The 14,792-nt window shown below is 56.2% G+C and carries 8 protein-coding genes and 4 pseudogenes; 3 read left to right on the top strand and 9 right to left on the bottom strand.

Features of this window, described 5'->3' with window-relative positions:
• Positions 1 to 10: 10 nt before the first annotated feature.
• Positions 11 to 1,131 (bottom strand): annotated as a pseudogene (locus tag GM30_RS06665) (methionine aminotransferase).
• A 113-nt stretch (positions 1,132 to 1,244) separates the two neighbouring features.
• Between GM30_RS06665 and GM30_RS06660 the strand changes: the two are divergent.
• On the top strand, positions 1,245 to 2,093 hold the full coding sequence (locus GM30_RS06660; protein ID WP_049847977.1) for a LysR family transcriptional regulator: 849 nt from the start codon (positions 1,245 to 1,247) through the stop codon (positions 2,091 to 2,093).
• On the opposite strand, the gene GM30_RS06655 is transcribed toward GM30_RS06660, so the two are convergent.
• Positions 2,080 to 3,588 (bottom strand): carboxylesterase/lipase family protein, encoded by a 1,509-nt coding sequence (locus GM30_RS06655; RefSeq protein ID WP_049847976.1) that lies wholly within the window; start codon positions 3,586 to 3,588, stop codon positions 2,080 to 2,082. The genes GM30_RS06660 and GM30_RS06655 overlap by 14 nt on opposite strands.
• Before the next feature lie 41 nt (positions 3,589 to 3,629).
• Positions 3,630 to 4,722: pseudogene (locus GM30_RS06650) on the bottom strand (2-oxoadipate dioxygenase/decarboxylase family protein).
• 213 nt (positions 4,723 to 4,935) lie between these two features.
• Between GM30_RS06650 and GM30_RS06645 the strand changes: the two are divergent.
• A complete protein-coding gene (locus tag GM30_RS06645; protein ID WP_049847975.1) occupies positions 4,936 to 5,859 on the top strand; it encodes a LysR substrate-binding domain-containing protein in 924 nt (307 codons plus the stop codon).
• Between the two features lie 41 nt (positions 5,860 to 5,900).
• Here GM30_RS06645 and GM30_RS06640 read toward each other — a convergent pair whose 3' ends face one another.
• The 5 genes from GM30_RS06640 to cybB all read right to left on the bottom strand — a co-directional run bounded on the left by GM30_RS06640 (position 5,901) and on the right by cybB (position 12,865).
• Positions 5,901 to 7,589 carry a methyl-accepting chemotaxis protein gene (locus GM30_RS06640; RefSeq protein ID WP_049847974.1) on the bottom strand — a complete coding sequence of 563 codons (1,689 nt, stop codon included), beginning with the start codon at positions 7,587 to 7,589 and terminating at the stop codon, positions 5,901 to 5,903.
• A 33-nt stretch (positions 7,590 to 7,622) separates the two neighbouring features.
• On the bottom strand, positions 7,623 to 8,741 hold the full coding sequence (locus tag GM30_RS06635) for an S-(hydroxymethyl)glutathione dehydrogenase/class III alcohol dehydrogenase (RefSeq protein ID WP_049847973.1): 1,119 nt from the start codon (positions 8,739 to 8,741) through the stop codon (positions 7,623 to 7,625).
• Between the two features lie 113 nt (positions 8,742 to 8,854).
• Entirely contained in the window at positions 8,855 to 11,275 is a 2,421-nt protein-coding gene (gene dosP, locus GM30_RS06630) for an oxygen-sensing cyclic-di-GMP phosphodiesterase DosP (protein ID WP_049847972.1), read from the bottom strand.
• A gap of 223 nt (positions 11,276 to 11,498) precedes the next feature.
• Positions 11,499 to 12,125, bottom strand: coding sequence for an isochorismate family cysteine hydrolase YcaC (ycaC, locus tag GM30_RS06625; RefSeq protein WP_049847971.1), 627 nt, complete (start codon positions 12,123 to 12,125; stop codon positions 11,499 to 11,501).
• Positions 12,126 to 12,334: 209 nt separating this feature from the next.
• Complete coding sequence (gene cybB, locus GM30_RS06620) at positions 12,335 to 12,865, bottom strand: cytochrome b561 (protein ID WP_049847970.1); 531 nt, start codon at positions 12,863 to 12,865, stop codon at positions 12,335 to 12,337.
• 191 nt (positions 12,866 to 13,056) lie between these two features.
• Here cybB and gap point away from each other — a divergent pair.
• Positions 13,057 to 14,054, top strand: a pseudogene (gene gap / locus GM30_RS06615) (type I glyceraldehyde-3-phosphate dehydrogenase).
• A gap of 45 nt (positions 14,055 to 14,099) precedes the next feature.
• On the opposite strand, the pseudogene GM30_RS06610 reads toward gap, so the two are convergent.
• Positions 14,100 to 14,763, bottom strand: a pseudogene (locus tag GM30_RS06610) (YdcF family protein).
• Positions 14,764 to 14,792: the final 29 nt, after the last annotated feature.

Genomic DNA, 14,792 nt, shown 5'->3' with positions numbered 1-14,792 from the left:
CTTATGCTCCTTAACGCGGCTTCACGCGACACAGCGCCTGCGCACCGGCCCGTAACGTTGTCTCATCTTTGGCAAAAGAGAGGCGAATCAGTTTGTTATCTGTGCCGTCGGTGTAAAACGCCGACAGCGGGATGGTCGCAACACCACACTCGGTAATCAGCCGTTTCACCATCTCACTGTCGCTTTCATCGCTGAAATGGCTGTAATCCGCCAGCATAAAGAACGATCCGGCGCTTGGCAGCAAGTGAAACGGGGAATCCGCCAGCAGCGTCTGCAGCAGATCACGTTTGCGCTGGTAAAACGCCGCCAGCGAAAGCCAGGTTTGTGGGTCGCGCATGTGTTCGGCAAACGCATACTGCATGGGGGTATCGGCGGAGAACATCAGGAACTGATGCNNCCCCAGCCGGTGACGTGAAATGTCTTGCCAAATGACGACACAATCACGCTGCGCTCGGCCAGCTGCGGGTGCGTCGCCATGCCGTGGTGCTGTTGTCCATCAAACACCACATGCTCGTAAACCTCATCCGATAAAATAATGATATCGGTATTGCGCGTCACTGCCGCGAGCTGGATGAGATCGTCCCGTGTGAAAACCTGCCCGCTCGGGTTATGCGGCGTGTTGATGACGATCATCCGCGTTTTCGGCGTGATGGCGGCGCGCACCTCATCCCAGTTAATGGTGAAATCCGGCACCGTCAGCTTGATGGCGACCGGCGTCGCGCCCTGCAGGCGAACGATCGGCGCGTAGCTGTCAAAGGACGGCTCAAAGTAAATCACCTCGTCGCCCGGGTGAACCAGCCCACTGATAGCGGAATAGAGCCCTTCGCTGGCGCTGGCGGTGACCAGCACTTCGCTGTCGACATCGTACTGCGTGCCATACAGCGTCGCGACTTTCTCCGCAATACGTTCTTTCAACGCATGCAGACCGGTCATCGACGCATACTGATTATGCCCGGCTTCCATCGCCCGCGTAACGCCCGCCACGAGCCCGGCGTCACAGGAAAAATTCGGCGCGCCCTGAGAAAGGTTGACTGCCTTATGTTGTGCGGAGAGTTGTCCAATGACGGTAAAAATAGTGGTACCCACGTCGGGCAGTTTGGAGCGCGTTTTCACCGGAGTACGAACAGTCATCTTCAATCCTTTCTCGTTTAATATGCATAACTATTCAAACTGAACTGCCTTGAAGCGACAAACGAATTGTTGTCATAATAGCCATGACGATTTTGCATAGCTGGAGCCAATGAATGTCGCGTACCGATCTGCCGTTGAACGCTGTAGAAACCTTCCTCGTGACCGCCCGCCATCTCAATCTGACCCATGCGGCGAAAGAGCTGTGTCTGACGCAGGGCGCAGTGAGCCGTAAAATCGCCAGCCTTGAGCGCTGGTTTGGCTTCCCGCTATTCGAACGGCACGCGCGTGGCCTGCGACTCTCGCCCCAGGGCAGCGTGCTTTACCCGGATCTGCTCGCCGCCTTCGGGCAACTGGTGACGGTCGCCGATCAGGCGCGTCAGCAGCAAACCGTGGTGCGTCTGAAAGCCCCCACCTGCGCCATGCGCTGGCTGGTACCGCAACTGGTGGCCATTGAACAGCGCTACCCGGAATTGCAGGTGGCGCTCACCACCACCACTGAGCATCAGGTCAATTTCAAAACGGAACCCTTTGACGCCGCCATTGTGTTCGGCCCGCATCTGAACGTCGGAGATTTGCTGTTTGAAGAGGCGCTGACGCCGGTGCTGAGTAAAACCAACAACGTGGACGACGTGCTGCGCGGCGTGACCTTTTTACACCCGACGCGGGACAAAACCGACTGGTCGCTGTGGCTGTCGGCCTTTCCACAATCGGCGCAGGTGGTTATGCAAAAAAATCAACACTTCGACACCATGGACCTGGCGATTACCGCTGCGATCCAGGGATTTGGCGTCGCCATCGCCGATGAAACCCTGGTGGCGGAAGATATTCGCTGCGGGCGCTTAGTGCGTCCTTATGCACTGAGCGTAAAAACCGGTGCCAGTTACCGGCTGGTGATCCGCGACTCGCAAAGCAAGGCGGCGGGTCTGGCGCGGTTTCGTGATGAGTTGCTTAATCCAGCGTAACGTGATGCTTCATCACCCGTTTGAACAGTGCCAGCCGGGCGCGCATAAAGCGATTTTCCACTTTAAACCCGGCATGTTTGTTCAGCCCGATGCGCAGCAATCGATCGCGTCCCCGGAGACAAGCAGGCCAGCGGGTGACGCCGTGTAGCGTGTCGCTGGTTTTACTGGCGGTGCGGGCGAAATTCACCCAGAAATCAGCGATGTGCTCAGAAAACGCCACGTCGTGATCGTTGACGTAATTGCGCGACGGTTCCGCCAGCCGCAGATTAGCAAACACGTACGCCACTTCATTGCCGTGCCAGGCGCCATGCAGGTAAGTCTCATGCTCGCGTTGTGCGACGTAATCAAACCAGTAGCGCCAGCAGGGTTGCCCGACGCGCTGCTGCGCCTGCATCACCACATAGCCCAGCGTGGTGAATGCCATATCGCGACAGACCTGGCGCCCCAGCTCAGCATCCTCTTTCACACCGGGATACAACAGTTTAATCAACCCAAGTCCCAGACGACGTTCGCGCCGCATCTTCTGGATTTGCGCCGAGACGTCAACGCCAAACACCTCCATCACGCTGGCTTCGTCGCTGTTCGAACCGACAATCACCGGCATCGGATGCTGCTTCCCGGCGAAGAAAACGTCCAGCATTGGCTGCGGCAGCACCGCATCGCCAACGATGGGTGCCGGGCCGGTACTGAGCGGCGCGGCGAGCGGCCAGAAAGCATCAGCAGGAATACGTCGCAGTTCGTCAGCGGTGGCGTTTTGCAGACCAAAGTGCGCGGCGATCTGCTCGCCCTTTTCCAGCGCGGTCTGTCGCGGCGTATCCGCCAGCGTATAGCCGCTCTGAATGATCGCTTTATGGAATAAACCGACCGCTTTCGGTGACGTCATCAGCGACAGCACGCTGCGCGCGCCGGCGGATTCGCCGAACAGCGTGATGTTGCTGGCGTCGCCGCCAAAGGCGTGGATATTTTGCTGCACCCATTTCAGGGCGGCTATCTGATCGAGCAGTGCGAAATTATAGACGCGCTCAGGCTCTTCACCTTCCAGCGCCGGATGGGCAAAAAAACCGAGGTGGCCGAGACGATAATTGAGCGTCACGATGACCACATCACGTGAGGCCAGCGCGTTGCCGTCGTAAGGCGGCAGAGACCCCGCGCCGAGCGTAAAACCGCCGCCGTGCAGCCAGACCATTACCGGCAACGGCGCGGTGCGCGTTGCGGGCGACCAGACATTAAGATACAGGCAATCCTCAGAAAACGCCCCCGGATCGCCGCCACCCAGCTCCATACAGTAGTCGAGACTTTGCCAGCAAGAGGCCGAAAACACGGTAGCGTCGCGCACTGTCTGCCAGGGGGCGACCGGCTGTGGCGAACGCCAGCGCAGTGCGCCGACCGGCGGCGCGGCGTAAGGGATCCCGCGCCAGACGTGAATATTCGCCTCAGTCAACCCCAGAACGGGGCCTTGCGCGGTCTCTGCCAGAGGTGTTGATGGGTTCTGCATTACGTCTTCCTTTCACTGAACACCTCAGCAGATTACCTGTTTCAGAGCAGACCGCAACGTCGTTTGCTGCGGTCTTCCGCCTCCTGATAGAGCGTGAATTCATCCAGCACTGGCGCGCCGAGCGCCTCTTCAAAGGCGATGCGGCTGGCGTTACCGTGGCTGCGCGCCTGGGTTTCATTGCCGAGGTTGGACTGGAAAATCCCCGCCGCACTGACCGGCCCCCCCCCCCAGCCGCGCTCAATCAGCGGCTGCGGATCGTCTCCGGCGTGAATTGCCTGGCGGTGCGCTTCCCCTGTGGGCGTCAGGCGATAGCGGAAATAGGCCAGCGCCTGGCGACGCATCAGCATTTCGCTGTCAGGAAAATCCCTGAACACCTCCTGCAAATGGAGTTGATGCGACAGGTTATCTTTCGCCGTCCCGGCCTCGCCAAGCAGTTTGTCGTACAGCGCGCGGCCTTTTGGCGTCAGCGCCACGCCGCGCTGTTCGATTTCGCCAAAGCGGGCGGTATGCGTCCCCCGATGTTCGCCGGAAAACAGCACCGGCTCTTCNCGTCGCATGTCGGTGCCAGCGGAAAGTTTCCAGCGCTTCCTGCACAAACGCCTGCGCCTCAGCGGCGGTAAATTCGCCCTGCGCTTCATGCTGCGCGATCAGTTCGCGGCAGCGCGGCGTAAAGATATCGCGCGTCGCAAGAATGTCGGCGGCACGCTGGCGCAGGGCCTCGTTTTCAATCAGTTCCAGGCGCAACAGTGAGGTAAACACGCGAAACGGGTTGCGGGCGAGTGCCGCATCATCAACAGGCCGGAACGCGGTGGAATGCACCGGCACGCCCGCCTGCGACAGATCGTAATAGCTGACCGGGTACATGCCCATAATGGCAAACATGCGGCGCAGCGTCGCCAGCTCTTCTTTACTGCCAACGCGGATCGCGCCGTGACGCTCGACGTTCAGTCGCGCCAGTTCGTCGGCGTTGGCCAGTTTTTCGTGAAGTTTGGGGTTGTTTTCAAGTACCGCCAGATTGACGTCTGCCACCAGTTCCAGCAACGTGCCGTACTGCGGAACTTCCTGCTGGTACATCTCCGACATTGCCTGCGAAAAAAGCTCCCGAATCTCATCTGCCGTGATGGTGTTCGCCATGATGTCATTTCTCCAGTGAATATTACCTGGAGTGTAGAGAAGGTCATCGCATTGCGTTGGGAAGAATGTGTAAATTGTGATCGCGAATAAAGTGACGGGATAAATTTGCTTGTAAGTCAAATATATCAATTGTTAATTATATTTTGCTAGCAAGTTATCAAAACTCGACAACTTTACTTGTTTCTTTCACCTCTCTTTTTTTAACATCCTGTTATGGAAAAAAAAGGTCTCTTTAGTCAGCGCATCCGATTGCGCCATTTGCATACTTTCGTCGCCGTCGCTCAACAGGGAACACTGGGGCGCGCGGCTGAAACCCTTAACCTGAGCCAACCGGCGCTGTCGAAAACCTTAAATGAACTGGAGCAGCTTACCGGCACGCGTCTTTTTGAGCGTGGGCGCCTCGGCGCACAGCTGACGCTGGTTGGTGAACAATTTCTGACGCATGCGGTGAAAGTTCTTGATGCGCTGAACACCGCCGGGCAATCGCTCACCAATAAAGACGGCGTCAGCAGCGATGTGGTGCGCATCGGCGCACTGCCGACGGCGGCGCTGGGCATCCTTCCTGCGGTGATCGGCCAGTTTCATAAACAGCAAAAAGACATCACTATTCAGGTCGCTACCATGAATAACACCATGCTGCTGGCGGGGCTGAAATCCGGTGAGCTGGATTTAGGTATCGGGCGGATGTCCGATCCTGAACTGATGGGCGGGCTGAATTATGAACTGCTGTTTCTCGAATCACTGAAACTGGTGGTGCGTCCGCATCACCCGCTGTTGCAGGAGAATGTCACCCTCAGCCGCGTGCTGGAGTGGCCGGTGGTGGTGTCGCCAAAAGGCACTACGCCACGGCAGAACGCTGAAGCGATGTTGCAAAGTCAGGGCTGTAAGATACCGTCGGGCTGCATCGAAACGCTGTCGGCCTCGCTGTCACGCCAGTTAACGGTGGAGTATGACTACGTGTGGTTTGTACCGTCCGGCGCGGTAAAAGACGATCTACGCCACGGAACGCTGACCGCCCTGCCGGTGCCGACGTATGGCGTCGGTGAACCGATTGGCATTCTGACACGCGTCGACACCCCGCTGTCGTCCGGCGCGCAGACCCTGCTGAGCGCCATCCGCAAATCTATGCCTGTCTGAACGCGTTTGCCGGGCCTACGGCCGTAAGCCCGGCATCATGCTTAAAACGTTTCCCAGTTATCCCCATTTGCCACCGCAGGCGTCAGCGGTTTCACCGCTGGCGACGCACTGCTGTTGCTGCGCGCCACGCTGGCGGTGGCCTGCAGGCGGAACGTCCCCACCGCTTCCGTCAGTCGTGCTGCCTGCTCTTCCAGCGACGCGGCAGCTGCAGAGGCTTCTTCCACCAGCGAGGCGTTCTGTTGCGTGACGTTGTCCATTTCAGTGATCGCCTGGCTGACTTGCGTAATGCCACGGCTCTGCTCATCGGACGCCGCCGCGATTTCCAGCATAATGTCAGTCACGCGTTTCACCGCATCGACGATATCGCCCATGGTGGTGCCCGCCGCAACGACTTCACTGGAGCCGCGTTCAATCAGCGTCACGGACTCGCTGATCAGCCCCTCGATCTCTTTCGCCGCCTGCGCGCTTCGGCTGGCGAGCGTACGCACTTCGCTGGCAACCACTGCAAATCCACGTCCCTGCTCACCGGCACGCGCGGCTTCCACCGCGGCGTTCAGCGCCAGAATGTTGGTCTGGAACGCGATGCTGTTGATCACCGCCGTGATCTCCGAGATTTTGCGCGAGCTGGCGGAGATGCTGCCCATGGTATTCACCACGCCGTTGACGATTTGCCCGCCACGTGACGCTTTGCCGGAGGCATCTTCTGCCAGTTTGCTGGCATGGTGCGCGTTATCGGCGTTCTGCTTCACGGTTGCCGTCAGCTCTTCCATGCTGGCGGCCGTTTCTTCAATGGCGGCGGCCTGCTGTTCGGTTCGTGATGAGAGATCGGTGTTACCGGCAGAGATTTCGCTGGTGCCGCGATAGATCTCTTCCGCGCCCTGGCGTACCGTGCCCACGGTTTTCACCAGGGAACGCTGCATTTCCTGCAGGTCACTGCTCAGTTTACCGATTTCACTGCGGCCGGTGGGTTCTTCCGCCATCGTCAGGTCGCCCTGCGCAATATGCTCGATGCGGTACGCGGCCCGCTGCAGCGGACGGATCACCGTACGGCGCAACGCCATAAAGGTCATCACTGTCAGCACCAGCGCAAAAGCAAACGCGCCAACCATGAAGCTCAGCCCCATGTTGGTACGCTGATGCGCCTGTGCCGTCAGGGCTTTGGCGCGATCGGTACGAATGCTGATGCTTTTCAGCAGCAGATCGTTGTAGGCGTCATCCAGCGGGCGCGCCTGCTCGTTTTCACTGTTGATAATCGCTTCAAACATGCCGTTTTTGGCATATTTGAGCATCGGCTGTAAGCCGGCGATGTAGGCGTCGTAGCGTTTCGTCAGCTCGGCTTCCAGTGCCACATCTGCATCGGTTTTTACCCGCCGCGCTGTGTACTCTTTAAATGCCGCCTGAGACTGTTTGATACGCGTTTCCGCCTGCGCGATGTTGCGCTTCATATCGTCCATTTCAGCGATGCGGCTGGCCGCACCGGCATGGATCATATTGATACGGGCTGTTCGCAGGTGGTTCGAGCTGTTAGACAGGCCCATACGCACCTGGATTTCTTCGGTGACATCTCGCTGGTCGCTGTCGGCCTGCAGCAGGAAATACCCTGCCAGTCCGGAGCTGAGCGCAAAGAGCAGCAGAATGCCGCCCAGGATGGAGGAGAAAAGCGGGACTAACCGAATGTTATGCAAAAAACTCAGCTTTTGCGACTGGAGCTGCGCTGCTGTTTTGTCCATGACCNNAGCGGTATGGCTCCGCTGGCGCGAGGATCACTGTTCGCCGAAATGGATAACAGTGCGGATTGACTTGCCTTCGTGCATCAAATCAAAGGCTTCGTTGATCTGATCCAGCGGCAGGCGGTGGGTGATAAACGGATCAAGACGGATTTTGCCCGCCATCGCCTCTTCTACCATGCCCGGCAGTTGGGTGCGTCCTTTCACGCCGCCAAACGCTGAGCCACGCCAGACGCGGCCGGTCACCAGCTGGAACGGGCGGGTACGGATCTCCTGACCCGCGCCTGCCACCCCAATAATAATGCTTTCGCCCCAGCCTTTATGACAGCATTCGAGCGCCGCACGCATGACGTTAACGTTGCCGATGCATTCGAAGCTGAAGTCCACGCCGCCATCGGTCAGTTCGACGATCACGTCCTGAATCGGCTTTTCATGATCTTTCGGGTTGATGAAATCGGTAGCGCCCATCTCTTTAGCGAGCACGAATTTTTCCGGGTTGGTATCCACCGCAATAATGCGCCCGGCTTTCGCCTGCACCGCCCCCTGAATCACCGCCAGACCGATGCCGCCAAGGCCAAACACCGCCACGGTATCGCCCTCTTTGACCTTCGCCGTATTGTGTACCGCGCCGATGCCGGTGGTGACACCACAGCCGAGCAGGCAGACTTTATCCAGCGGTGCCTGCGGGTTCACCTTCGCCAGCGAGATTTCCGCGCACACGGTGTATTCGCTGAAGGTGCTGGTGCCCATGTAGTGATAGATGGGTTCGCCATTATAAGAAAAACGGGTGGTGCCATCCGGCATTAAGCCTTTGCCCTGGGTGGCGCGAACGGCCTGACAGAGGTTGGTTTTGCCGGATTTACAGAACTTACATTCCCCGCACTCGGCGGTGTAGAGCGGAATAACGTGATCGCCCGGCTTCAGGCTGGTGACGCCTTCCCCGACTTCCACCACAATCCCGCCGCCTTCGTGTCCCAGCACCGCCGGGAATACCCCTTCCGGATCGTCACCCGACAGGGTGAACGCATCGGTATGGCACACGCCGGTGTGGGTGATTTTCACCAGCACTTCCCCTTTCTTTGGCGGCGCAACATCTATTTCAACGATTTTAAGCGGCTGGCCCGGGCCAAAAGCGACGGCTGCACGTGATTTCATACTGTCATTTCCCTTTATGTAAATAGTATTGGAGGGTGTTGGGGGTATGGTAGTTTGAACGACCAGGGCATGCAAACCACAATGCCCTGCGCGCGACCACTGAGGGAATTCCGTTACAGCTTGTTTTTGAGCGCCGGCAATGATTCCTGCACCCACTGGGGGACGTTTTCAGCCGGGAGCGGCCTGGAAAAATAGTAGCCCTGAATCACCGGACAATGAATGGAGCGCATAAAAGTGAGCTGTTCATGGGTTTCCACCCCTTCCGCCACCACTGTGAGATCAAGACTGTTGCCGATCCCGGTCATCGCTTCCACCAGCGCTTTCTGACGGTCTTCCGTCAGGCCTTTGCCGATGAAACTTTTATCGATTTTGATTTCCGAAACCGGCAGGCTGGCGAGACGGGACAGGCCGGAGAAACCCGTGCCGAAATCATCAATGGAAAGACCGACCCCCATTTTTCTGAGCTCGTGGATCTGTAACAGCATCTCCTTGTCGAGCTCCATCATGCCGGTTTCGGTGATTTCGATGGTCAGCTTATCGCCCGGTACCGACCAGGTTTCCAGCGCCTCGCGGATCACGTCCACAAGATGACGGTTACGCAACTGCAGCGCCGACAGGTTGACGGAAACGGTCGGGACGTCGATCCCCATTTCCCGCCACTGCCCCAGTTGACGGCAGGCTTCGCGCAACACCCAGTTGCCGATATTTTCAATTTCGCCGTTCTCCTCCGCAAGGGCGATAAAACGGTCCGGTGGCACATCGCCGAAATTGGGATCGCGCCAGCGTGCCAGCGCTTCCACACCATACAGTTCACCGGTGACGGCAAAAATCTGTGGCTGATAAACCAGGCGCAAGGTGCCATCGGCGATGGCGTTTTTCAGCGCCGCTCCCATCAGCACCCGCTCGCGGATCACTTTATTCATTTCGGCATTAAAGAAACGCCAGTCATTTCCGCCCGCGTCGCTGCGGGAATCCATCGCGCTGAGCGCGGTGGAGATCAGGTAATCACGATCGCGTGTCTGTTCATGGCTGATACCAATGCTGAGCGACAGGTGAAACGCGTGATCGTTAATCACTACCGGTTCGGCGACAATAGTTTTCAGTTTTTCTGCCAGCCAGGTAATGTTGCTGATTTCCATATCGGTATAGACGATGACAAATTGCGTACCTTCTGTCCGGCTGAGAAACGCCTCAGTGCCAATCAGTGCGAGCAGGCGATTGGCCATGTAAATCACCACCTGTTCGGTAGCCGAATAACCTGCCGCATCAATCACGTCGCGGATGTTGTCTACGGAGACCGCAAACACAGCCGGGCGATGCTCTTCGCGGTCGTCAAAAATACTGTCGATGTGCTGGTTCAGGTAGTTCCGGTTGGGGAGCCCGGTGAGCGAATCGAACTGCACCAGCTGTTCTATCTGCAGCCGGTTGTATTCCTGCTCGATGGCCAGCGCGCACAGGTGAATGCTGATGTCAGCCACCCTGTCGATAAAGTCGAGCGTCTCTTTTCCACCATGCGATCGGAACGTCAGTAATCCGGTGGTCATGCCGTCGCGGCGACGAATGGACATTGAGCGTTCAGCGACGTTTTCCGCCGCCGGCTCGATAGCGGCGCTGGCGGCCCAGGGCGACATAACACCGCTATGCAGGTACTGCAGTGAGACTTCTGTTCCCGGCAGGATATTTTCAATGTGATGACAGATTATCTCACCCGTTTCCTGGAACGACTGATGGCCGCTCATGGCAGCAAGAGTATCTTTTTCAAGCTCCCGGAGGCGTAAATCCTCGGTAATGTCCGAAAAGGTCATCACGATATTTTGCAGTTGCTTGTCAGCGCCGTAGACCGGGCTGGTGGACGCTTTAATCCAGATCTGCTGATTGTTTTTGCCCGATAACAGAATTTCGTCGTAATCGTGGGAGTCCTGCCAGATCAGGCGATGGAAGCGTTCGCGGTTATCCGCCGGTGAGCTTTCGTCCAGCCTGAGCAGGCTGTCGAGGGTGTGTGACGCGGCCTCTTTCATGCTGTAGCCGAACATGTCAGTAAACGCGCGGTTCATTTGCACGATTCGCCGCCCGGTATCCAGTACAATGACCGGACGATCGACATGGTCAACCGCCAGAATCAGCAATCGCTGTTGCTCCTGACGTTCCATATCAATGCTGGCATCCCTGACCAGCGCCAGATAATGCAGGCGTCCGCCGACGTTCACTTTCGACAGGGAAAAACGCGTCCAGACGGTACTGCCATCTTTGCGTTCCAGCAGCAGTTCGCGACTCATGCCTTCGACGCGCGCTTCGCCACCCTCACGGTTATGACTAATAAAGCCTGAGTGGATCCCTTTTAAGTAAGAAGGCACCAGCCCGGAGACATCTTTTCCAAGCACCTCCTGGCGTTGATATCCCCATAGTTTTTCCGCTGACCGATTAAAAAAAAGAACCTCATCCTTTTCATTAATCAGCACCACAGCCATCATACTTTGTTCCAGTGCAGGAAAAAGAATGTTGTCGCCAGTGTAGCGCAGACTGAAGGATCTCATCTCTTACTCCCCCGCAGGGTATTAAATGATTTACCACTCCCCGGACAGCGTTATCCGCAGCGGAGAAAAGCGCCATCGCTTTGGAAATATGTCTTTTGTTCAGTTTAGGCGGATTCCGCCTTGATGTAAGAATTTATTAAATAATTGAGGATTAAGGAAGAGCTGAAGAATAAAAAGCGGACAGGCTCCCCGCCAGCTGCGGAAAGCCTGATTAACTCACGGGTTATTTGTTCGCGAGTTTGTCATAGCTGGTCATCAGGTTACGATAATCAGGAATATGATTAGAGAACAGTGTCGCCAGACCTTCAATATCATTACGCCAGTCGCGATGCAGCTCGCACGCAGCACCAAACCAGGTCATCAGTTGAACGCCTGCCTGAGACATACGATCCCACGCCGCCAGACGGGTAATTTCGTTGAACGTGCCTGACGCGTCGGTTACCACAAACACCTCGAAGCCTTCTTCAATAGCGGACAGCGCCGGGAACGCCACGCACACTTCCGTTACCACACCGGCAATCAGCAGCTGTTTCTTGCCGGTCGCTTTAACCGCTTTCACGAAGTCTTCATTATCCCACGCATTGATGTTACCAGGGCGAGCGATATACGGCGCATCCGGGAACATCTCTTTTAATTCCGGCACCAGCGGACCATTTGGCCCGGTTTCAAAACTGGTGGTCAGAACGGTGGGTAATTTGAAATACTTCGCCATGTCGGCCAGCGCAAGCACGTTATTTTTAAATTTGTCAGGATCAATATCACGAACCAGCGACAGTAATCCTGCCTGATGATCCACTAACAATACGGCGACGTCATTTTTATCCAGACGAATATACGGTTTAGAAGACATTATCCTTCCCTCTTCAAAATTACGGTGTCATATCAACCAACAGCGCGCTTAATTCTGCGCGATTCTGCTGGGCTAATAAAAATGATAGTTGAGTTACCGGTGTTCGGTTAGACAGTAAAAGAAGGACGCAGCGTTGCGTTTTCGGAACGATAAATAGGGCACAAAAAAAGAGTGAAGACAGGCTTCACTCTTTTAATCAGGCAAATAATTCACGAACGCTTCCGTGGCATCATCCGCAACAGCGTGTTATCACGCCAGTAATAATGATGCGCCAGGGCGGCTGCGGCATGCAGGCCAATCACCCAATAACCGAGGTTCGCCAGAAAAATGTGGTATTCCTTGAGCGTATCCGCCAGATCAAAATTCGACTCGGCTGCATGGGGCATGGAGATGCCGAACGCGATCCACGGATTACCGCGGTTGTACATCATCACGAACCCCATCACCGGCAACACGATGAACAACAGGTAAATCACCAGATGTCCGAGATGCGCCATACCGGTCATCATCGGTTTCGGCTTTGGCATAATCGGCGGTGCCGGGCGCTTGATGCGAATCAGCAGACGCGCAACGGTCAGTACGAGGACTGAAATCCCGCCGGAGACATGAACCATGTTAAACACCGGACGATATTCGCGCGGGAAAAATCCCCGCAACTCCATCGCACAGTAGGTGATGATCACCAGTAAAAAAACCAACCAGTGAAGGCCAATCTGTAAGCCCGAATATTTATCGCGCATTGGGTTATTCCGCTATGAAAGTGTGATTGGGTTAACATAACGACCTTTCCTTAAAAATTCATTAACTTTTCTGAACCTGTTTCCAAACAGTTTCAGTCGGTTGACACCTCCCGGTTGCCCATTTCCATTTCCTGAACTAAGCCTGGTGAAGTTCCCTATATCGACTCGTTGAGTTATGAAGGAGAAGTTCCATGAGTAAAATTGGTATTAACGGTTTCGGTCGCATCGGGCGCCTGGTACTGCGCCGCATTCTCGAAGTCAACAGCCCTGCCGATGTGGTTGCGATTAACGATCTGACCTCCCCCAACGTGCTGGCGTATCTGCTCAAACATGACAGCAACTATGGTCCCTTCCCGTGGAGCGTTGATTTTACGGAAGATGCGCTGATCGTCGACGGTAAAAAAATCACCGTCTATGCCGAGAAAGACGCGAAAAACATTCCGTGGGAAACAGCAGGTGCGGAGATTATCGTCGAATGCACCGGGTTCTATACCTCGGCGGATAAAGCAAAAGCGCACCTTGATGCGGGCGCGAAAAAAGTGCTGATTTCTGCCCCGGCAGGGGAAATGAAAACCATCGTCTATAACGTTAACGACGAGACGCTGGATGCCAACGACACCATCATTTCCGTCGCCTCCTGTACCACCAACTGCCTGGCGCCGATGGCAAAAGCCCTGCATGATGCCTTTGGGATTAAAATCGGCACCATGACCACCATTCACGCCTATACCGGTACCCAGGCGCTGGTTGATGGTCCGCGCGGTAAGGATCTGCGAGCCTCACGCGCGGCGGCAGAAAATATCATTCCGCACACCACCGGTGCGGCGCCATTGGTCTGGTGATCCCGGCGCTGAGCGGCAAATTAAAAGGCCACGCGCAGCGCGTGCCGGTGAAAACGGGCTCCGTCACCGAACTGGTTTCTGTACTTGAGAAAAAAGTGACCGTGGAGGAAATCCATCAGGCATTGAAAAAAGCGACGGAAAATAACGAATCGTTCGGCTATACCGAGGAAGAAATCGTCTCTTCTGACGTGATTGGCTCACACTTCGGTTCGGTTTTCGATGCCACGCAAACGGAGATCGCCGAGGCGGGCGATCTGCAACTGGTGAAAACCGTTTCCTGGTATGACAATGAATATGGCTTTGTCACCCAACTGATTCGCGTGCTGGATAAGTTCGCAAAACTGTAAAAACCCTGCGGATGGCTTAGGCCATCCGCTTTTCTTCCTGCAGGCTCACAACAGCGCGCGACTTTTCAGCGCCTCCACCAGCAGCGCATCGCTTCGCAACCGCGCCCAGGCCGCTTCGACCTCAGCGGGAATATCCACATGGCTGATAAAGCCTTTGCCGCGCGGGCCGTAACCCTGCTCGTCATCACGCAGACGCGGAAGTTCGCCGACGATCAGCGACAGATAGCGCTCCACCGGCCATAACCCGGTGTTTTCACCGCTGAAACAGGCGCCCTGCTCGCTGTTGCGTAACACGGGTGTCAGACCCGGATAGCTTTTCCACGTCGGCGCGTCTGGAACGTCCTGCCAGACGCGGGCAAAGGTCGCCATGGTGCGCCGCTGCATGGTCGGATCCTGCACCACAATCCCTTCCTGACAGTGAATGCCGTGCTCTTCCATTATGGTGCGGGTGAACTGCGCGTTCTGCCCGCAGTTAGTCGATTTGTCCTCCACGACCATACGTTCGCGGGGAATGTTCCAGAACTGATGGGCAATATCGGCAAGGATAGTCGCTTCCGCACGCCCGGTGGTGCGGATGCTGTTATAGCGCGGATGGCGGGCAATGGCCGCGTAGAGAAACGTCGTTGAGNTCTTTCTGCCCCAGCCATGCGCCAACCGTATTAGCAGCATTCAGCGTTGATTCGGGTAATTCCGGAAAGTTTGTCAGCATAATTGTTCCTTCTTTCCACAATGAAACCA

This window comes from Trabulsiella odontotermitis, assembly GCF_001188485.1.
Classification (GTDB): domain Bacteria; phylum Pseudomonadota; class Gammaproteobacteria; order Enterobacterales; family Enterobacteriaceae; genus Trabulsiella; species Trabulsiella odontotermitis_A.
This window is presented reverse-complemented; position numbering and strand designations above follow the sequence as displayed.

What these genes read in the sequence shown, in the direction of transcription:
- dosP (WP_049847972.1), bottom strand. Translation starts at nt 11,275, where the DNA reads ATGAGATCCTTCAGTCTGCGCTACACTGGCGACAACATTCTTTTTCCT.
- ycaC (WP_049847971.1), bottom strand. Translation starts at nt 12,125, where the DNA reads ATGTCTTCTAAACCGTATATTCGTCTGGATAAAAATGACGTCGCCGTA.
- GM30_RS06635 (WP_049847973.1), bottom strand. Translation starts at nt 8,741, where the DNA reads ATGAAATCACGTGCAGCCGTCGCTTTTGGCCCGGGCCAGCCGCTTAAA.
- GM30_RS06655 (WP_049847976.1), bottom strand. Translation starts at nt 3,588, where the DNA reads ATGCAGAACCCATCAACACCTCTGGCAGAGACCGCGCAAGGCCCCGTT.
- GM30_RS06660 (WP_049847977.1), top strand. Translation starts at nt 1,245, where the DNA reads ATGTCGCGTACCGATCTGCCGTTGAACGCTGTAGAAACCTTCCTCGTG.
- GM30_RS06645 (WP_049847975.1), top strand. Translation starts at nt 4,936, where the DNA reads ATGGAAAAAAAAGGTCTCTTTAGTCAGCGCATCCGATTGCGCCATTTG.
- cybB (WP_049847970.1), bottom strand. Translation starts at nt 12,865, where the DNA reads ATGCGCGATAAATATTCGGGCTTACAGATTGGCCTTCACTGGTTGGTT.
- GM30_RS06640 (WP_049847974.1), bottom strand. Translation starts at nt 7,589, where the DNA reads ATGGACAAAACAGCAGCGCAGCTCCAGTCGCAAAAGCTGAGTTTTTTG.